Source organism: Planococcus sp. CP5-4_YE (genome assembly GCF_019042655.1).
In the GTDB taxonomy this organism is placed as follows: Bacteria; Bacillota; Bacilli; order Bacillales_A; family Planococcaceae; genus Planococcus.
In genome coordinates, this window is sequence record NZ_JAHPZO010000009.1 from 39190 (window position 1) to 58562 (window position 19373).

Annotated in this window: 22 protein-coding genes; 10 read left to right on the forward strand and 12 right to left on the reverse strand. The window is 47.6% G+C overall.

The features are described 5' to 3' along the window. Window positions 1-32: 32 nt before the first annotated feature. A complete protein-coding gene (locus tag KTG14_RS11405; protein ID WP_216971132.1) occupies window positions 33-950 on the reverse strand; it encodes a TIGR01777 family oxidoreductase in 918 nt (305 codons plus the stop codon). A 155-nt stretch (window positions 951-1105) separates the two neighbouring features. On the opposite strand from KTG14_RS11405, the gene KTG14_RS11410 reads away from it, so the two are divergent. Next, a complete protein-coding gene (locus KTG14_RS11410; protein ID WP_216971064.1) occupies window positions 1106-2365 on the forward strand; it encodes a dicarboxylate/amino acid:cation symporter in 1260 nt (419 codons plus the stop codon). 963 nt (window positions 2366-3328) lie between these two features. On the opposite strand, the gene KTG14_RS11415 is transcribed toward KTG14_RS11410, so the two are convergent. Both KTG14_RS11415 and KTG14_RS11420 read right to left on the reverse strand, forming a co-directional pair. Continuing rightward, the gene (locus KTG14_RS11415; protein ID WP_216971065.1) at window positions 3329-3775 is read right to left on the reverse strand and encodes a DUF4385 domain-containing protein; all 447 of its coding nucleotides are present in this window, start codon (window positions 3773-3775) and stop codon (window positions 3329-3331) included. Window positions 3776-3860: 85 nt separating this feature from the next. Then, a complete protein-coding gene (locus KTG14_RS11420; RefSeq protein WP_216971066.1) occupies window positions 3861-4526 on the reverse strand; it encodes an alpha/beta family hydrolase in 666 nt (221 codons plus the stop codon). 139 nt (window positions 4527-4665) lie between these two features. On the opposite strand from KTG14_RS11420, the gene KTG14_RS11425 reads away from it, so the two are divergent. The 3 genes from KTG14_RS11425 to KTG14_RS11435 all read left to right on the forward strand — a co-directional run bounded on the left by KTG14_RS11425 (window position 4666) and on the right by KTG14_RS11435 (window position 6758). Further along, complete coding sequence (locus tag KTG14_RS11425; RefSeq protein WP_112233254.1) at window positions 4666-4920, forward strand: hypothetical protein; 255 nt, start codon at window positions 4666-4668, stop codon at window positions 4918-4920. Between the two features lie 25 nt (window positions 4921-4945). Further along, a complete protein-coding gene (locus KTG14_RS11430) occupies window positions 4946-5500 on the forward strand; it encodes a maltose acetyltransferase domain-containing protein (RefSeq protein WP_216971067.1) in 555 nt (184 codons plus the stop codon). A 175-nt stretch (window positions 5501-5675) separates the two neighbouring features. Next, window positions 5676-6758, forward strand: coding sequence for an AI-2E family transporter (locus KTG14_RS11435; RefSeq protein ID WP_216971068.1), 1083 nt, complete (start codon window positions 5676-5678; stop codon window positions 6756-6758). A gap of 33 nt (window positions 6759-6791) precedes the next feature. Here KTG14_RS11435 and KTG14_RS11440 read toward each other — a convergent pair whose 3' ends face one another. From KTG14_RS11440 to KTG14_RS11450, 3 genes are read right to left on the reverse strand one after another with little or no spacing between them, the layout of a single operon-like run. Beyond that, window positions 6792-7277 carry a methylated-DNA--[protein]-cysteine S-methyltransferase gene (locus tag KTG14_RS11440; protein ID WP_216971069.1) on the reverse strand — a complete coding sequence of 162 codons (486 nt, stop codon included), beginning with the start codon at window positions 7275-7277 and terminating at the stop codon, window positions 6792-6794. Next, window positions 7274-8176: a DNA-3-methyladenine glycosylase family protein gene (locus KTG14_RS11445; protein WP_216971070.1), complete on the reverse strand. Its 903-nt coding sequence runs from the start codon at window positions 8174-8176 to the stop codon at window positions 7274-7276. Before KTG14_RS11445 ends, KTG14_RS11440 begins: the two co-directional genes overlap by 4 nt. Continuing rightward, the gene (locus KTG14_RS11450; protein ID WP_254178125.1) at window positions 8169-8744 is read right to left on the reverse strand and encodes a bifunctional transcriptional activator/DNA repair enzyme AdaA; all 576 of its coding nucleotides are present in this window, start codon (window positions 8742-8744) and stop codon (window positions 8169-8171) included. The genes KTG14_RS11445 and KTG14_RS11450 overlap by 8 nt, the downstream gene beginning before the upstream one ends. 194 nt (window positions 8745-8938) lie before the next feature. On the opposite strand from KTG14_RS11450, the gene KTG14_RS11455 reads away from it, so the two are divergent. Next, window positions 8939-9517, forward strand: a complete 579-nt coding sequence (locus tag KTG14_RS11455) for a biotin transporter BioY (RefSeq protein WP_216971071.1) — start codon at window positions 8939-8941, stop codon at window positions 9515-9517. Window positions 9518-9685: 168 nt separating this feature from the next. Here KTG14_RS11455 and KTG14_RS11460 read toward each other — a convergent pair whose 3' ends face one another. Next, window positions 9686-10651 carry an NAD(P)-dependent alcohol dehydrogenase gene (locus tag KTG14_RS11460; RefSeq protein WP_216971072.1) on the reverse strand — a complete coding sequence of 322 codons (966 nt, stop codon included), beginning with the start codon at window positions 10649-10651 and terminating at the stop codon, window positions 9686-9688. 406 nt (window positions 10652-11057) lie between these two features. On the opposite strand from KTG14_RS11460, the gene KTG14_RS11465 reads away from it, so the two are divergent. Then, complete coding sequence (locus tag KTG14_RS11465) at window positions 11058-11909, forward strand: SDR family oxidoreductase (RefSeq protein WP_216971073.1); 852 nt, start codon at window positions 11058-11060, stop codon at window positions 11907-11909. A 57-nt stretch (window positions 11910-11966) separates the two neighbouring features. On the opposite strand, the gene KTG14_RS11470 is transcribed toward KTG14_RS11465, so the two are convergent. Continuing rightward, complete coding sequence (locus KTG14_RS11470; RefSeq protein WP_216971074.1) at window positions 11967-13004, reverse strand: hypothetical protein; 1038 nt, start codon at window positions 13002-13004, stop codon at window positions 11967-11969. A 374-nt stretch (window positions 13005-13378) separates the two neighbouring features. On the opposite strand from KTG14_RS11470, the gene KTG14_RS11475 reads away from it, so the two are divergent. The 4 genes from KTG14_RS11475 (at window position 13379) to KTG14_RS11490 (ending at window position 16297) form a co-directional block, all read left to right on the forward strand. Further along, window positions 13379-13750 carry a hypothetical protein gene (locus KTG14_RS11475; protein WP_216971075.1) on the forward strand — a complete coding sequence of 124 codons (372 nt, stop codon included), beginning with the start codon at window positions 13379-13381 and terminating at the stop codon, window positions 13748-13750. A gap of 13 nt (window positions 13751-13763) precedes the next feature. After that, window positions 13764-14189, forward strand: coding sequence for a hypothetical protein (locus KTG14_RS11480; RefSeq protein ID WP_216971076.1), 426 nt, complete (start codon window positions 13764-13766; stop codon window positions 14187-14189). A gap of 225 nt (window positions 14190-14414) precedes the next feature. Beyond that, window positions 14415-15545, forward strand: a complete 1131-nt coding sequence (locus KTG14_RS11485; RefSeq protein ID WP_216971077.1) for a YibE/F family protein — start codon at window positions 14415-14417, stop codon at window positions 15543-15545. Then, window positions 15542-16297 carry a YibE/F family protein gene (locus KTG14_RS11490; protein WP_216971078.1) on the forward strand — a complete coding sequence of 252 codons (756 nt, stop codon included), beginning with the start codon at window positions 15542-15544 and terminating at the stop codon, window positions 16295-16297. Before KTG14_RS11485 ends, KTG14_RS11490 begins: the two co-directional genes overlap by 4 nt. A gap of 70 nt (window positions 16298-16367) precedes the next feature. Here KTG14_RS11490 and KTG14_RS11495 read toward each other — a convergent pair whose 3' ends face one another. The 4 genes from KTG14_RS11495 to KTG14_RS11510 form a co-directional block, all read right to left on the reverse strand. Then, a complete protein-coding gene (locus tag KTG14_RS11495) occupies window positions 16368-16865 on the reverse strand; it encodes a spore germination protein GerW family protein (protein ID WP_216971079.1) in 498 nt (165 codons plus the stop codon). A gap of 191 nt (window positions 16866-17056) precedes the next feature. Continuing rightward, window positions 17057-17995, reverse strand: coding sequence for a magnesium transporter CorA family protein (locus tag KTG14_RS11500; protein ID WP_216971080.1), 939 nt, complete (start codon window positions 17993-17995; stop codon window positions 17057-17059). Between the two features lie 234 nt (window positions 17996-18229). Further along, window positions 18230-18988, reverse strand: a complete 759-nt coding sequence (locus KTG14_RS11505; protein ID WP_216971081.1) for a class I SAM-dependent methyltransferase — start codon at window positions 18986-18988, stop codon at window positions 18230-18232. Between the two features lie 18 nt (window positions 18989-19006). After that, window positions 19007-19297 (reverse strand): DUF5316 family protein, encoded by a 291-nt coding sequence (locus KTG14_RS11510; protein ID WP_216971082.1) that lies wholly within the window; start codon window positions 19295-19297, stop codon window positions 19007-19009. Window positions 19298-19373: the final 76 nt, after the last annotated feature.

Below are 19373 nucleotides of genomic sequence, written 5' to 3' on the forward strand. Positions count from 1 at the left end.
GCGCACAAAAAAAGACATTCTCTTGAATGCCTTTAAGTCTGTCTATTATTCAAGTCAGCCAATGCGCTTCCGACACCCGGATAGCGGAAGCGGAAGCCTTCACGCACAAGCCGCTCCGGTACAACCCAGCGGCTTTTTAGAATCAATTCGGTTTCGGTCCGAAGCGCGGCTGCCCCTGTCTTAAGCATCCATTTTGACGCCGGAAGCCCCGTTCGCCGGTTCATCGATCGCCGCAGTGCTTTCATCCATTCTTTATTCGTGACAGGATTTGGGGCAGACGCATTGAAGACGCCTGAGAGTTTATCGCGGTGCTGCATGAAACGGATGGTCCGGTACAAGTCTTCAATATGGATCCAGCTGAACATCTGGCGGCCATTGCCTTGCTTGCCGCCCAGTCCATATCTCACGAGCTTGCGGTACGGTTCCATAACACCACCGTCTCCCAGGACAATCGCGATGCGCAAGGCAACTTGGCGCGTTTTTGGCAATTGGAATGAAAAGAAGCTATCTTCCCAAGCTTTTGCGACTTCTACCGAAAATCCATGCCCCACCTCTCCGCCGCCTTCAGTCATCGGGCGGTCTTCGGCATGGCGGTAAATCGTTGCCGTGCTGGCGTTGACCCATAATTCCGGAGCGACACTGCACGCTTCGATCATTCGCCCAAGCGATTCGGTCGTCTCGGTACGCGAATTAAAAATCTCGCGTTTATTCGCTTCCGTGTAGCGGCAATCGACGGATTTTCCAGCAAGATTAATAACCAATTTCGCCCCGTCGAGCGCATCTTTCATACACTGCTCGTCAGCCCACTGAATATGCTCTGATTGCCTTGAAATAATGTAAACACGGTAGCCGAGACGCTCATATTTTTCTTTCAAAAACGTTCCGATAAAACCGGTACCCCCTGCGATGACTGCTTTCTTGACCCTATTTTTACCTCTTTTCGCCGTAATTCTATCATGTTAGACGACGAACCTATGGGAATAGTTGCGGTTTTTTAGGAAATGTCTTCCCAAGCAAAGCGGTCTGTTGAAACTGTTGCTTTTGCTCCGCTTCGGTTACACTTGTTTTTATGCGTTTCTCTAATTGAAGAAAGTTGGTGGATAAATTGAAGAAAAAGAAAGGTTTAACATTTAAAGTCATCAGTGCCTTGATCTTAGGCGCGATTACAGGACTGCTTTTAAATCTTTTTGCACCTGAAGTTTTCGCAATACTCAATCCTTACGTCTTCGTGCCGGTCGGGCAGATTTTCCTCGCCCTCATCAGCATGCTTGTCGTACCGCTCGTATTCTTGTCAATCGTTCTCGGCACAGCCGGACTTGGCGACCCAGCGAAGCTTGGCCGCATCGGCATCAAGACAATTTCGTATTTCCTGGTGACAACAACCATCGCCATCACTATCGGGCTCGGCTTATCCGCACTCGTCCAGCCAGGTGCTGCGGGTGATTTCGATATCGGTGCTGCGACGTACAGCCCGGACGACGCTCCATCGATCGCTGATACCTTGCTCAACATCATCCCGAAAAATCCGCTTGAAGCGATGACTGAAGGCAATATGCTCCAGATCATCGTCTTCGCGGTATTCGTCGGGCTCGCGTTGACCGCTCTTGGCGATAAGACGCAAGGAATATTGAGCCTTGTCGAACAAGGCAATGAAATCATGATGTACTTAGTTGGCATCGTCATGCGTTTTGCCCCGTACGGCACATTCGGCTTGATTGCGACTGCGATCGGTTCGCAAGGCCTTGCCGCCATCCAGGCCATGGGCTCGTATATGCTCGTCGTTATCGGCGCCTTGTTGATTCACGCTGCCTTTACATACGGCGGCACCGTCTATTTCCTGGCGAAGAAAAGCCCAATCTGGTTTTTCAAAACCTTTATGCCGGCCATGACGGTCGCGTTTAGTACTTCAAGCAGCACGGGCACGCTTCCGGTTTCAATGGAAGTAGCACAGCGTGACTTGAAAATACCGAAATCGATCAGCTCTTTCGTCCAGCCGCTTGGCGCGACAATCAATATGGACGGCACGGCAATCATGCAAGGTGCCGCGACGATGTTCATCGCGCAGGCATTCATGGTCGACTTGACGCTCGGCCAATTGCTAACGGTCGTCTTGACGGCTGTTCTTGCAAGCATAGGAACCGCCGGAGTTCCTGGCGTCGGCTTAATCATGCTCGCGATGGTCTTGTCGAGTGTCGGGCTTCCGGTCGAAGGCATCGGCCTTGTACTCGGAATCGACCGCTTGCTGGATATGTCCCGCACAGCCATCAATATTTCCGGTGACGCAGCTTGCGCCTTGATGGTCGCAGAATCCGAGAAAAAGCACGGCTTGGAAACAGAAACAGCAATGAACCCACAAGAAGCATAATTGAAGAAAGCCTCCCGGCGATGTCGGGAGGCTTTTTGTGTGGAAAAATATGTAGTGAAAAAAGTGGTTGGAAGAGCTTCTGCTTTTCGACTGTGTTGCAGGGGGTGCTTGGGGTTCGCAGGGTACGGGTCATGTAGCTGATGCGACAGGACATCGCGCTTACTGCGGGAGCTCAACCCTAAGCCGAGCGGCGACTATTTTACTGAAGCGATAATAGAATCCAAGAACATTTCCACATACTAGCCCTCACTATCTCATCTCCCCCCCAAAAAAAGCAGGAAGCGATTCCCCCTCCAGTCGATGAAAACAATAAAAGCACAAACAAATGTCCCAAAATTCATCTCAATGAAATCACAAAGCCGCCGAGCGTCAAGAGTGAAGCGAAACAGTGAGACAAGTACTCTTCTTGGCTTACTGCGGGAGCTCAAGCCTAAGCCGGGCGGCGGCGAATAGTAAGACGACCCCCCAACCGGATGGTGAAAACAATTCGACTCCCAAACTCCCACTATCTAATCATGAATTGCGCCAGAATGTGATTTCCCCACTCCCCTTATCTACACACCCCGAGAAAGCAGGGGGGAGCGAATACCTAATCGATAAAATATCCCGTCATCTTCATTCCGCAAATAAACCTCTTGGTTCCACAAACAAATCGCTTAGTTCTACAAAAAAATCGCTTTATTCCACAAACAAACTGCTTAATTTCACAAAAACCTCTTGATTCCGCAAACAAACCCCTTCATTCCACAAACAAATCGCTTAGTTCTACAAAAGAATCGCTTTATTCCACAAACAAACTGCTTAATTTCACAAAAACCTCTTGGTTCCACAAACAAACCCCTTCATTTCACAAACAAATCACTTAGTTCTACAAAAGAATCGCTTTATTCCACAAACAAACTGCTTAGTTCCACAAACAAACATCTTAGTTCCACAAAAAAACCGCACCCATTGGATGCAGCTTCAACCATATTTTTTCTGGTGTTCTTTTTTGCGTTTTAAATAATCCTCGTCTTCGCGGATCTCGTCCCAGCGCTTCTTGAAAATCGCCGCAGATTCGGCTTTTTCTTCGTTAATCTCCCGGTCTTTGATCGAGCCGTCTTCGTTGTATTTGCGGCCGCCTTTGTAATTCGTGTAGCGCCGGGCTCGGGTGTAGCCCATTTGGATGAATTTGCGGGCCATGTCCATGCCGACGAAATCATCCTTTTTGCGGTACTCCTCAAACAGCTCTGAAATTTTATCGCATGATTCCTGGGCGATGTCCGGCGTCTTAAATCGCCAATGTGGCAGGATTTCACTTTTATAGGGTTCGACCATCAATACGCCCTGTTCGCCTTTGCCGACACGGTAAAGCTCGGGGTTTTTCCGCAAGTCCAAATTTTTATAGTCCAAATCATAATCGAATGCCATGCTGCACCCTCCTTTTGCAGAAACTATACCCTGTCGCGCTGCTTGAAAAACGACATAAAAAAACCGCCTCAAGGGCGGCTGTTCGTTAAGCGTGTTCTGTGCTCTTTTTCGAGAAGGCGTGGATATCTGTGATGACGTCTTTTAGGACATCGATCGATTTCAACGGGTCGCCAATAAAATCCATTCCATGGTTGACGTCTTTTAAGACCTGCGAGTCCAGCTGGCTGTTGCCTTGGAGCTCTTCCATCCGGTTGCGGTCGTAATAATGGTCTTTGTCGCCGATAAAGCTCAGCGCCGGATTCTCACAGTCTTTCATTGCTTCGAAGATGTCCTCATGCTTGATGAGCGGCGTCAGCCAGACGGTTTTCGCGCCTGTGAATTTCTTGCGCGCAAGTTCGTTTGCGAGCGCAATCGTGCCGAGCGATTTGGCGACGAGGAAGAACTTTTCGTAGATGCTGCCTTTTAATACTTGGTCGATGACTTGCTTGGCATCTTGTTTGACCGCTTCTTCGATTTCCGTCATCGTGTAGTCGTCATAGAGCGGATTATCGTAATCGTAATTGATGCGCAGGATGTCGTATTCCTGTTCCGCGAGCAGCCGCTCCGTGTAATGGAATAACGGGCTTTTCGCTGTATAGCCGATGCCCGGCAGGAAAATCGCGAGTTTTCTCGTTTGGTCTTGGTTGAGGACAAGGCTGTAGTTGACCGCTTGGCCTTTATCCGTTTTGATGGTGCGGTTGATCGTTTTCATTGGTTCCACTCCTTTCCTATAGTATAAAGTCTTTCCAGTTAATTGCATGTAAATTTTTCAAAGAATTCGAAAACTTCATGAGGAGTCGTTTTTCTATTCTGTTATAATATCCATATCATCACTATTGGAGGCGGTTCTCATGTGGAAAGGCATTCGCTGGACTGCGTTTTCTGTCCTTATGGCCATCAGCATCCTATTTGCCGTCAAAGGCGTTCAAGTGTGGCTGATGCGCCATGCCACAGAACCGGTCGCGATCCAGTTTTATTTCTTTGAAATCGGCGAAGCGGTGCTGCCGGGCAATCTGGTGTCCTATGCCGTGGCGTTTTTCGTAGCGGCCTTCATTACCGCAGTTGCGGCGTTTGCGTTCATTGCAAGGCGGCTATTCGGTTTTTAATTCAATCGGGAAAGAGGGAATTTAAATGCACACAGAAAAAGATAAAATGCTCGCAGGCGCACTTTACCGGGCGGATGATCCGGTACTCGTGCGTGAGCGCGTCAATGCAAAGCGGCTATTGCGCTTGTTCAATAAATCGATGGAAACCGATGGCCAGGAACGTAAGCGCTTCATGAGCCAATTGCTCGGATCGAGCGGCGACCGTTTGTATATCGAGCCGAACTTCCGCTGTGATTACGGCTACAACATCCACGTCGGCCACAATTTCTTCGCCAATTTCGATTGTGTCTTCCTCGACGTCTGCGACATTCGCATCGGCGATAACTGCCTAGTCGGACCGGGTGTCCATATCTATACAGCGACTCACCCGCTTGATATCGAACAGCGTTTGAGCGGCGTCGAGTCAGGCAAAGCAGTGCGCATCGGCGATAATGTCTGGATCGGTGGCCGCGCTGTCATCAACCCGGGTGTCACGATCGGTGACAATGCCGTCATCGCTTCCGGCGCAGTTGTCGTGAAAGACGTACCGGCGAATACGGTCGTCGGCGGCAATCCGGCAGTTGTCATCAAAACCGTCTAGGCAGCATCATTCTGACAAGCATAAAAAACGCAGAACCTCTCAAGAAGAGAAAGTTCTGCGTTTTTATTGATTTCAAATAAAGCACTTCCTGTTTTGGTTGTTTAACGCCTTGTGTGACAGGCAATAGGGAAATAAAGGCTTGCTCAAAAAGCAGGCAGGTTTGGAGGAAGAGTGTATGCCGAAAACAAAATGGTTTCTATTTTTATACAGCGTCGTTCTCATATTGATCATCATATATTTGGCTGCCCGCATGCCATTTCTGCTTTATCCTTTCCGCGTCATCTTCTCAACCATTGCCCCGACGATTGTTGTCGGCGGTATTCTCTACTATATTTTCCGTCCGCTTGTCAGCCTGTTGGAAAAACGTATGGGACACGTAACAGCTATTCTGTCGATCTTTGCGCTCTTCACAATTATCATCTTCTTTCTCGGCACCTGGCTTGGACCGATACTGACGAATCAAATAATGGCACTGATCAATAACTTCCCGCTTATCGCCGCAAGGGTCCAGCAATGGGTCAACACCGCGCTAGAAAGCGAATGGTGGCGCTACATCGAAGAGCAGGAAGTCATGCCAGGACTTCAGCCATCCACTTTGATGGATAATTTCCTCAACACTTCTGCCGGCTTGGGGGCCAACCTCATGGACTTTCTCGCCAGTGTCCTGAGCATCGTCTCCAAGCTAGTCATTGTCCCGTTTATACTGTTTTTCCTGTTGAAAGATGGCGAACACCTGCCGGACCACTTTCTGAAAGTGCTTCCCCAAGATTCACGCGAGGACGGACGGAAAATTTTGCAGGATATGGATGAGAACTTGAGTGCTTATATTCAGGGACAGGCAATAGTCAGTTTGTTCGTGGGCGTGCTGAGCCTCATTGCTTACATGCTCCTTGATTTGCAATACGCCGTTATACTGGCGCTCGTCTCCTTGTTCACCAATCTGATCCCATTTCTCGGGCCATTCATTGGCGCTGTGCCGGTACTCGTTGTGGCATTTTTACAGGAACCAGTTCTGGCGCTTTGGACAGCAATTGCCATTCTGGTGATTCAGCAATTGGAGAGCAATCTCATTTCTCCGAACGTCATGGGCCATAAGCTTGCCGTCCATCCAGTGACGATCATTTTTCTGCTGTACATCGGTGCGAGCTTTGCTGGAATTATCGGCATGATCCTGGTCATCCCCGTTTACGCTGTAGGCAAAGCCATCGTACAGAATATTTACCGGTTGATCCGCTTGAAATTCCCGGCTTTGCGCTGAAACAAGCACGTTTTGAAAAGCCCGAGAGTCGGCTTATTCTTGACCTTTTACCATCTGCTCGTGCTTTAATAGCCATTCCTTGCGAGTCAAGTTGCCCGCATACCCGGTCAATTTGCCGTTCGATCCGATGATGCGGTGGCATGGGATGATGATGCTGATTTTGTTTTTGCTATTGGCATTCCCTACCGCCCGGACGGATTTCTCGTTGCCGACGGTCCGTGCGATATCGCGGTACGAGGCGGTTTCCCCGTAAGGAATGCCAGGCAAAGCCGCCCATACTTTTTGCTGGAATTCGGTGCCGGATGAAATGCAGGGCACGGTGAATTCCGTTCGTTGTCCTTTGAAATATTCATCCAATTCCTGTAAAGCGTCTTTCAACACTTGAGGCGTGTCCGGTTGCACCGCATGCAGCAGCTGCTCCCGTTCGCTGAAGTAAAGCGACACGACGTCTTGTTCAGTCGCGGTGATTTCGACGACGCCGATGGGCGATAGATAATCCACTTGATGCAGTTCATTCATAATAACACCCTCCATAAATAAAATGTCGCGTACGCTTGCCAGCCTGTCCAGTTTTTTGCAAAGCCTTCGATTTCGGCAATCGTCGGTTTGCGGCCCATTCCTAATTGCTCCTTCAAGGCGTTGTGCAGCCCAACGTCGGATATCGGAAACGCGGAATTAAAGCGCAGGCATTTCATCATGACGTAATGCGCGGACCATGGCCCGACGCCGCGTATCGCCACTAACTGTTTTTCTACTTGCTGTTCGGTTTTGCTGACGAGCTCTTCTTTTACGAGATGCCCGTTCGCAAGTTCGCGGGCGATGCCGATGATGTATTCCGCTTTTCTTCCTGAAAATTGCAGCTCTCTTAATTGCCCCACTTCCAGCGACGCGATTGTGCCGGCGGATGGAAAGGTCCAATATTCGACTTCGCCGACTTTGGTTGAACTGCCGAAGTTTTCGATCAAGCGCCTTTTCAAGGTATAGGCGAAAGTCAAATTGATCTGCTGGCCGGTGATGGCCCAGGCAAACGCTTCAAATAAATCCGGCATGCCCATTATTCTAAGCCCTGCGTGCTGCTCCACCACTTCGCGAAGAACCGGGTCACTTGCCGCCATTGCGTAAAAAGGCTGCAAGTCGGTTTCCAAGTCGAACCAATCCATCACATACCACATAACGGCTTGCTTTCCTTGTTCAGATGGCGAACGATGCAGAAATTCGATGTGCAACGCGCTGCCGGAATAGCTCAATTCGAATAAAACGAGCTCCCCTTCTGCATTCAATAGCTTAGTGATACGCTCACCTGAAATCGTATGCAATAGTTCTTGGTCGGAGCGGCCGAGAATGGCCAAGCATTCGGTGAAATTAAACTCTTTCGGCGTGGGAATTTCCAGCCCTTGTGTTTTCGTTTCGCTATCCATTCTGCAGCTCTCCTTTCTCTTTCCGGTATTGGCCTGGTGATAATTCTTTCAACTCCCGGAACACTTTATAGAAATGAGATGTGCTTTGAAAACCAATCTCGAGACAAATCTCCAAATTCTTTTTATCGGTATTCGCCAGTAAATGAGCCGCTTTGTCGATGCGGATTTTCTCCAAATAAGAACGCGGCGTTTCGCCCGTTTCCTGTTTGAACAAACGGTCCACATACGATGGGCTCATGCCGACATGGGCGGCCACTTCTTCCAACCCAATTTTCTGTTGGTAATGATTGGTCAAAAAGGTAATGACTTGCTTGGTGAATTCGACATAAGGCGAATGGTCAATTTCGGGTTGGCATCTTTTGCATGCCCGAAATCCACGAGTCTCCGCTTCTTCAATCGAGAAACAGAATTCCACATTCTTCTTTTTCGGCTTGCGCGATCGGCACGAGGGGCGGCAATAGATTTTTGTCGTCTTGACGCATGTGAAAAACAAGCCGTCGTATTTTCTATCGCAATCCAGGATCTTTTCCCACATTTCATCGAATGTGAACTTCGCTTGAACCTCCATAGCTGCCCCCCTCTCTTATATCTATTTTATCTCTTCTCATTTTATCATTACAGTTTCCAGCATTCGTCCTCTATTTTGCACTTATGGTCTCCTGCACTGCCTATTCAAAAGCTTGTTGACATCCGCTCTTCCCATACTATAAAATTGAGTTAACTTAACTTATAAATAAGTTAACTCAAAAGGAGCGTACTCACATGACACAATCTAACCAAAAACTGCGGATGATGATCGTGACTGCATTGTTTGCGGCCATTATCGGCATTCTCGCACAAGTCACCATCCCCCTCCCGCTCGTGCCGATTACCGGGCAAACCTTGGCGATCGGGCTGGCCGCCACGATTTTAGGGGCACGCTATGGAACCTTATCTATTTTGGTTTACTTGGCAATCGGTGCTGCCGGAATCCCGGTATTTGCGCAAATGTCCGGCGGCTTGGGCAGTTTGTTCGGGCCGACGGGCGGGTATTTATTCGGATTCATCCCGACCGCTTTCGTCATCGGTTATTATCTGGAGAAAAGAGGATTTACGTTCATGAATGCGGTCATCGCCAACATCCTCGGCATGTTCGTCGCTCTCGGCTTCGGGACGGTTTGGCTGAAACTCTTCGCGGAACTTTCCTGGACCGGCGCCTTTATGGGCGGGTTCGCGCCGTTCATTCTCGTTGGCGTCATCAAAGCCGTGCTCGCTGCGTGGATTGGCATTCAGGTAAGGAACCGTTTGGCCTCGGCTAAGTTGTTGCAGGGGTTGGAAGCACGTAATCATTCTTCTTTATGAACAGTAGGCTATCTGTAAAATAAAAGAGAGGGTCAAAACCGTTAAACGGTTTTGACCCTCCTTTCGTTCGAACTACGAGCACGCACGCCTGCTACCGGTAAAAGCTCTCGACAACTGCCGATATACCGGACCATAGGGCTTTTTCAATTCCTGATCGCCACAAGCTTTTCAGGAATCAATAACAGTTATAACTACATTTCCACGCTTATGCCCTGTTTCCACGTACCGATGGGCTTCAGCAACTCGATCTAAGGGATAACTTCGATCGATGACGGATTTGAGCTTTCCGGCTTCAATCAATTCATTCAAAAAAAGCAAATCTTCCTTGTGCATAGGCGCTAATCCGCTGATCAATTTCTTGCCGTCTCTGATAGAAGTTGAAAACATCTGCGCAAATTGAGGCACTCCTGCGACTGTCGCTAAATAAACCCCTTTTTCGGTCATGATGCGTTTGCATTGGGCGAAGGAAGTTTTCCCTACCGTATCAAAGATCAGGTCATAGCATTTAGTTGAATCGGTAAAATCCTCCAGAGTGTAATCGATTGCGTAATCAGCCCCTAATGACTTGACCAATTCAATATTTTTGCCACTGCACACCGCTGTAACTTCTGCGCCAAAAATTTCAGCTAATTGGACCGCATAAGTGCCCACACAGCCCGACGCACCGTAGATCAACACTTTTTGCCCTTTCTGGATACGCCCCTTATCCCGCAGGAAAAACAAAGCGGTGGTGGCACCAAAAGGAACAGAGGCCGCTTCTTCAAATGTCATGTTCCCCGGTTTGATGGCAATTGCGCCTTTTTCCTTGATGCATACGTACTCGGCATTCGCGCCGAGTTTTGTATTTGTTCCGCACACTACCAAATCCCCTTTTTTGAATGACTTAACGTTGCCCCCTATCTCTTCGACTTCTCCGGAAAGTTCAGAACCCAGTATCCCGATTTTTGGTTTTTTCAACCCATAGAACAGCCTGACAGCAAATGGATCCGCCCCTCGCACTTTGCAGTCTCCAGAAGTAACTGTTGTTGCATGAACCTTGATCAATATTTCATCTTCTTTCGGGCTCGGTTTCTTCACTTCTTTCAGAACCATGACTTCCGGCGGCCCATAGGTTTCGTGGACGCTAGCTTTCATCGGCGAACGCCTCCTTCCTCGATTAGCTTCAGGTGTCTTATTTCAGGTATTTTCTTGTCTCTTCTTAATAGCTAAACAGAATCATCCTCTTACCCATAGCCGCTACGGCTTTTCCAGAGATGATAAGTCCTTTTATAAAAAATCAGAATTTTACGATAAAGTTAATTAAACATTATACTTTTTACTTGCTTTTAGCAATTTTAATCCACTACACGGTTTTTTGTCCTGCAACTCTGGGGACTGACAACGAACCGGCATGCCACCTCCCTTTTTCACCCAGCCCATTTCTTCGCTTGGATTTAGAAAGAATCCCTTATTTTTCGTTTGAGCAGAGAGTCCAAAAGGGTATGCATTGGAAGTATAAGTAAAAGACAGTAGCAATAAAAAATCCGAGGAGGAATTTAGAATGGCAAACGAAAAAATACTAATTACCGGTGCTGGCACTGGATTCGGCAAAAATATTGCATTCAGCTTAGCGGAAAAAGGCAAATCCGTCATCGCGGGTGTTGAAATCATTTCCCAGGTTTCTGCTTTGGAGCAGGAAGCGAAAGAGCGTGGCGTATCGATGCAAATCGAGAAATTGGATGTCACGAACCCGAAAGACCGCGAAAAAGCATGGACATGGGACATCGATGTCTTGGTGAACAATGCGGCAGTGTCTGAAGGTGGATCGCTTGTCGATATCCCTGAAGAAAACTTGCGCCACCAATTCGAGGTCAACCTCTTTGGGCCGACCTTATTGACGAAAGGATTTGCGCGCCAAATGGTCGAAAAGAAATCCGGCCGTATCGTCTTCGTCTCTTCTGTATCCGGCTTAATGGCAGATCCGTTGATGGGGCCATATTGCGGAACGAAACACGCAACTGAAGCTTTCGCGGATGCCTTGAGCAAAGAGCTGCAGGAATTCAATGTGGAAGTGGCAACCATCAACCCTGGGCCATATTTGACTGGCTTTAATGACCGCGAGTTTGAAACATGGAAAAACTGGCAGTCCGATTCAGAAAACACGGTCTTCGACTATGAAAAGGCCGCTTTCCCTTACGAACAATTCGATCCGAAAGAAGTCACTGAACCATCGGTCAAAGTAATCCTTGGGGAAACGAATCAATACCGCAACGTCATTCCGGAAAAAATGATTCCACAAGTCAAGGAACGCATGGAAGGCATGTGGAGCAAAACGACCAACGAAGGATTGGGCGAGCGCAACGAAACCGTTCAAAAATCCTACGAGATCGAACCAGGCACTCCAGCTGAATAATATATAAATATGAAAAGCCCAGAGACATGATCTCTGGGCTTTTTCCTGGGCAAATCTTTACTTCACCGCAAACGGGTACGTGATGCTTTCTTCTAAGGTTTCGTTTATTAAACGAAGTTGCTCTACCTCAAAGTCAAGGGCTGCCAATTGCATTGCAGTTTCGAAGACGATCAGGTCGGGTTCTGTGACTGTCTCTTCATCTGATGTGAAGCGGACTGTAGCCGTATCGTTTTCGAGTGAGGCGTCAACCACTTCCAATCCTTCCACCATGGCTGATGAGTAAGTGGCCCCTTCCTGGTCCGCTGTCTTCATCACTTCCACTGTTTCATGAAAGGACAAGGGTTCACCGTTTTCATCCGCCACTTGCTCTCCCACATCCACGCCAGCTAAGAAGTTGGTCTGCTCCAGCTCTTTGTCGTACATTGTATAGTAACCGCGCGAAATACCTCTTTCTTCTTCAACAATCAAGGGCTTGTCCACTAAGCGCTGAGCTACAATGACATTTTCTTCGCCCTCGGGATTGGTAAACACAATTTCTTCAATGCCATAGAGATCACTGATTCCAAACAATGAACTATAGAAAAAAGTCGTTTGCGCAGAAGTTGTGGATAGTGCACTTCCATCCTCTTCCGTAAATTTCACGTTAAGCTTCGGCATATCAACAGTCAGCTCAGCATAAGATCCCAGAATTTCTAGTGTGGTAGGATCGTTTTCAATCAGAGATTGCATCAAGCTTTTTTCAGCTATGCCCTCCTCATCCTCGCCGCGTTCAATGTTGAATGCGGTAAGATAGCCGGTTTCTGTGACATATGAATATGTCTCGATGGAATAGGATGGACTCGCCTGAGTTTCTTCAAAGCCATCTGAAGCATCGTCATCTGTACTGTCACTCGAGTCATCCGACGCTTCTTTATCCTCATTGTCTTGGCTATCTTCGTTACTTTCCTTTGCTTCTACTGTTTCTTCTACGTCAGGTGTTGTTTCACTTGGAGAATCTGAGTCCTCTGTGCTAGGCGATGGATTTTCAGTTTCTTGGCAGCTTGCGAGTAAAAATACGGCAAAAGTCATTCCAGCCAGTTTGCTTATATTGCTCACTCATAACGCCTCCTTGCTATTCACGTACCCCGTCGACTGATTCCTTAAAGCTTTTTAGTGGATATTTTTCCAAAAACTATATAAAAATGCATATATATGGATTTCCGAAACTTTAAATATAGTTTCACTAATTTTTTTTGAAAGTTATATTTGTTGTTTAAAGTTCGGCAATGCAGCCTTTTAAGACACGTCATTAAATAATCACTTTATTCCCCTTCCCATCCCTCCTATAAATAGCAGGAATTCCCAAATTTCTATCGAAGTGGTATACAACCGATTATTTTAAAGGAGGGTTCATCATCTCAATCGAAAGTTTATTCACTCCGGTTAAACTAGCAATCGCTTCTCTCGCACTATTGCTGGTATGCGCAGGCTTGTCAGGCTTCTTGATTTTCTCGCTTGATGACAGCCAAATTGCTCAAACTCAATTAATAGAGCTATTCCAGAATGATCCGAAAGTACAGCGGGAAATGACACGTACAGAAGCACAGATGAATTCGGAAATATTCGCCGCCGATGTAGTGGCGGGCGCCAAACAACTGCTCTTCTATCCTTTTTACTTACTCGTCGCATCTGCGTTATTGAGTATTGGCGGTTTATTAACAATCAATCTTAACCGCTTCGTGCCCGCCGTGCTGTTCTCACTAGCAGGTGTGCTGTCCTTATTCACCTTGCTGCCGCCGGTCCTGTTATTTTTCGCCTCGAACCGGATTTTTGCTCCTTCCCCTGCTATTAATACCCAATGAAAGGATCGATTTGATGAAAGGTTCGGGATTGCTATCACGAGAAGATTACTTTATAGCCTTCGAAGGATTTGCAGAAACAGGACTTTCAGGCGCCGCATTGCGGATTATTTTGCGCGGCAGTGAGAATGAAACAGACCTGCTCTTGAATCTCCCCGGTACAATGGACAGATGGCATATTGATTTCCATTCATATGCCATGTATTCCGTAACTTGTGAGGATTTTACGGCACCTTCTGCTGCGGATACACATATAGGACACGCATTACGGATTTACCAACAGTCCGATCTCCTTGCTTATTTAACACAACAGGTAAATATAAAAGAGCAAGAACGTCAAAGAAAAACCCATTATAAGCATTACGGCTTTTTCTGCATGGAGCATCAAGTGGATGTTGTTTCTGCTGAAGAGCCGGTGATTACATTATTCAGTGCTAGCTAAAAGCCTTTATTCACTCTCTATCGGCAATCCTGAAATGTAAATGAACCGCACATCTATATATTTCCGCGTGTGCGGCTTTTTTTTTTGCACAAATCCTTCGCCGGAACGAAAAATTAAAAATCATTCGAACAATGAGGAATCGGAAAGTCCAGGAAAATTCTGCTACAATCAACGGAGAAAGAGCATGAAGCTCAATTAGCATGTGCCGGACTGGAGGACGCCTGAATGAAGCAATGGTTCAAAAACACATCTGTTTTAAAGCTCATTATCTATGGGGTGTTGATGATCGGCTTTATCGGATCGGTTTATTTCATCAACCATAACCACGGATTTTACGACCAGCCGATTGCAAAAATCACAGCTGCAACGGTCGAGAAAACACAGGAACTCACTGACATATATGGCAATGAAGATATTCTGTATACCCAGCATCTCGAGGGTACGGTCCAGAACGGTGAGTATCAAGGACAGGCTATCGAACTCGATAATGAGTATTCCTTGTCCGGCGCCAATGATCATGAATACCGGGCCGGTCAGGACTTGTTCGTCTTTATCGATGGATCAGCCGAAAGTGACGCGGCGTTGTCCGGGACGATCGACAATGTGAAACGTGATCAATACATCCTGGCGATTACGTGGATCTTTATTTTTGTGCTGCTTGTCATCGGGAAAAGACAGGGCTTCTACTCAATTGTCAGCCTGGCACTCAATGCCGTGATCTTGTCCTTCGCTTTGGACATATACATCCGAACGGAAAATGCCAGCTTGCTGATGATTGCCAGCATCAGTGTCTTATTGTTCACCGTCACTTCCCTGCTGCTGGTCAACGGTTTCAATGAAAAAACCTACGCAGCAATCCTAGCAACGATTGCCGGCGTTTTCGCCGCGCTGCTGCTCGCTTCTTTCGCAATCTGGACTTCCGGCGGCAACGGCTTGAACTATGAGGAAATGCAGTTCCTTTCAAGGCCATACGAAGCGGTGTTTATGGCGGGCCTATTCATCGGCTCGCTCGGTGCAGTGATGGATGTCGGCATCACCATGTCTGCGTCAATCTTCACCTTGTACGAAAAAAATCCGGATATCTCCATCGAAGCGATGAAAACTTCCGGCATCGAAATCGGCAAAGACATCATGGGCACGATGGCGAATATTTTATTTTTTGTCTATATCAGCGGATCGATTCCCATGCTGCTGTTGTATTTATCGAATGGCGCCACTTGGCCGTTTGCGTTCTCGATCACTTTGTCGCTGGAAATCGCCCGAGCGCTTGCAGGCGGCCTCGGCATTGTGCTGACCATCCCGATCGGCATCTATACGTCCATTTTCTTCATTAAGAGAAAGAGGGCTGCCCAATGAATGTATTGATTCTATTAGCCTTTATGCTGTGCATGGCCATGGTGATGATCGGCGGGAAAAAAGGAGCGATCTCTTTTGTCAGCTTGTTCATCAATTTCTTGGTGCTGCTGTTTACCGTCTATATGATGAACGATCCTGGCAATGACCCGATTCTCTGGGTGATCATCGCTTGCGTCATCATTAGCTGCGTCAATCTATTTTTCATTAATGGCATCAACACCACCACCCTTGCCGCTTTCCTGTCGACGGTCGCCACGATGATTGTGCTGTTGCTTTTCATCCTGTTCCTGACCGATTTGACGATGATCAATGGATTCGGCGCAGAGGAAATCGACGAACTCAGCTTGCTCTCGCTTTATATCGGCATCAGTTTTGTTGAACTCGCGGCAGCGGTCATCATCATCAGCACAATCGGGGCGATCACCGACATTTCCATTTCGATCAGCTCACCGATGCGCGAATTCCACCTGCACAATCCCAGGATGAGCCGTAGCGATCTCGTTCACGCCGGCTTCGCCATTGGCCGAGACCTTCTCGGCACGAGCACCAACACTTTATTTTTCGCCTTTTTCGGCAGTTACCTGGCTTTGTTGATTTGGTTCAAGGACCTGTCCTATTCGCTTGGCGATATCATCAACTCAAAAATCTTCGCCGCCGAAATGATCACCATCTTGTGCGCTGGCATCGGGATCGCGCTTGTCATCCCGATCGCCTCCTGGATCACGGCTTTTCTGCTGACGCGGAAAGCATGAACCCCACCCACTTCAATTTTAAAACTCCCATGGGGCATCAAATGATGCCCCATGGGAGTTTTGTGCTTTCTTAGCCGTTATACCCCAACCCTTTCAACTTCTTGCCTTTTCCTTTCTTGTCGCAGCGTTTTCCGGCTTGCATGCGCTTCTTGTGCTTGCCGCCTTTGCTGTTGTTCTGGCTGGAAGCCATCAAAAATCCGAGGCCGGTCATCATGAGCGGCAGCATAACGATGAGTTCAATCGGGAGGATCGGGCGATAGACGGTTTTTTCGGCTGTCACGTCGTAGATGCCAATGGGTTTGACTGAGAACGAACCGCCTGCGCCTTCCCCGTGGCCACCCGCCATTTCCGTGTTTTCCTCATGACCTTTCGAGTTCACGGGAGGGCCATAGCCGCCTCCAGCACCCGCACCGACACTATACCTGATTTTCGCGACTGGAATGATGGTCCTGCCTTGCATCTCGATTGGGTCGCCGTAGACGAGCGACACATCGCGCGCAGTGGAAAACTTCTCGAAAATCGGTCGTACCGGAGACGATTGGAACGGGATCGTTTCTTTTTCCTCCATGTTCTACACTCCTTTTTTGACGATGAATTCTCATGGCCAAGGCAGCAGTAATGACAAGCGGCATAGATCCGCCCTGTGGATAGTTAGTATATACATTCGCCCTGCCACTCACGAACCCTCTAATTCTTTTATAAATAAACCTGATTTAAAAACATGAAGAAACGCCTGGATTTTTCTCCAGGCGTTTTCGGCTAAAATATTCTTCTTTTCCATAGAGAGACGGCGATCACAAGCATCAAAATGGCGGACAGGACCAGTGTCGTAATCCATGAACCAGGCTCTTGCCCGGAAATAGGCAATGCCACGTTCATGCCGAAAAAGCTGAAGATTAAGGTCGGAAGGGTTAAGAATACCGTGAAAAGAGTCAAGGTTTTCATCGTGTTGTTCAATTCATTCGATATGAGTGAAGAATACGATCCCGTGATGCTGTCCAAGATTCTTGTGTACAATTCGGTCGTTTCAATTCCTTGGTTGTTTTCAATTTTCACATCTTCTAGCAAGTCTTCATCGTCTTCATACAATTTGATGGAATGTGTCCGGAACAGCTTCGTGATGACATCGCCATTCGCTTTTAATGATGTCAGGAAGTACACCAAGCTTTTTTCGATCTCCATGATCTTATAGAGTTGCTTGTTCGTTAAGGAATCCTTCAAATTGCTTTCGATTTTAAGGCGCTGTTTGTTCAATTTCTTCAATTTCACTATGTACTGGGTAGAAATCGACAATAACACTTCGAGCGCAAAACGATTTTTCATCGACGTATTCACGTTTTTCTTAATGACGTTTTCTACGGAGTTCGTCGCTTGGCTACAAATGGTGACGATGAAATCTTCCCCTAAAATGATGCCGATGGGGATCGTGATATAAGAGTCCAGCTGAGGGCTATTGTCATCGACAATCGGAAGATCGTTAATGATCAATGTGCAATTTGTCTCTTCGTCATATTCAATCCGTGCGCTTTCTTCCAAATCCAATGGATCTTCCAAAAATTCGATCGGGATATTGCAGCGTTCCGCTATTTCCGTGATTTCCTCTGTTGAAGGCGCCACCATATTGATCCAACAATTCTTTTCGAATGCATCAACTGTTTGTAAAGCCCCGCCAGCAGAGGATTTATATATTGTAATCATGTTCCATCCCCCTTTTATCTCTGCCTGTAAGCCTCGCCTATATAATATTTCTGTAGAGCTTCTTTGTTATGGCGACTTCCTTTGCAGACCTTTACAAGTTTACCCGCAATAGCCACAAATCTAACCACTACATGTGGCTAAGTTCCTTTCTGTAATTTTTTATGAGGAAATGGAAGCGCATCTGCCAGGCATAGAAAAAGCTGTTTGGATTTTTCTCCAAACAGCTTTTTATCTTCAAATATGTGCGATTGCTTCAAAGGTGACGGCATGCTGAGCGTTTTTCGGGTATTGCCCGTATTCGTAATTGGACGACACGATGATGTCCTCGAAGCCTTGGCTGCCGAGTAATAGCTTGAACTCCTCGACACCGTACCAGCGCATCGGGAAGCGTTCGAGTTCGGTCTGGACGAGTTTGCCGTCCTGCCATTTCTCATAGCGGTTATGCGATACGGAATATTGCTTGATCCAATCGACTTCAACCGTCTTGCTCTCGAGCGTGATCACTTCTCCTGCTTTTGTCTGCCACGTCCGCGTTCTTGGCCGGTCGATCTCGAAGCCCTGCGGGACGTACAAATCAACGAGCAATCGTCCGCCTGGCGCCAAATGTTTGCGGAAATTCTTCAAAGCTTTGATGGCCTGTTCGCGTCCCGCCAGTAGCTGGAACGTTCCCGCCGGCAAAATGATCGCGTCGTATTCGACATCGATGCGGAAGGTTTCCATATCTGCTTCAAATAACTTGGGACGCAAGCCCCGTTCTTTGCAATGGGCGCGGCAAATATCGAGCATTTCAGATGAACTGTCAAAGCCGTCGATGTGAAGCCCTTCTTCTAGGAGCGGCACGAGCAAACGGCCGGTTCCTGCGGCGGGTTCTAAAATACGCCCTTCATTCCCGGCGAGCTGCTCCTTGTAGAACTCGACATCGCCGAACGATTTGCCGATTGGCTTATCGAGGTCGTACACTTCCGCGGACAAGGAACTATAATAGCTGAGCATGACATCCCCCTCTTTCGTTTAGGAAAGTATGAACAATCCGTAAAGCGCCAACACCAGGTTCGGCAACGCGAACAGCACGAGGTTTTTCACCTTAGCGTTGCGCGCCTGCTGTGCCCGGCGGCGTTCAGAGCTCGTGTTGAATGATGATTTAACTTGTTTACCCGCTGTGATGGACGAAACGACCGCCCAGACCAGAGCGATAACAGCGACAGCGCCCGCGATCGGGAACAACAGCGACCAGTCATCCGCTAGGAAAGCGATGAGTGCGATCAGGCCTGATACGGCAAGGCCGAGTAGAAAATGCTTCATAATAGTATTCCTCCTGTATTTCTAGTTTCCTCTTTATTTTACTAAATGAGCAAGGCTGTGGGAAACATTGCGCAAA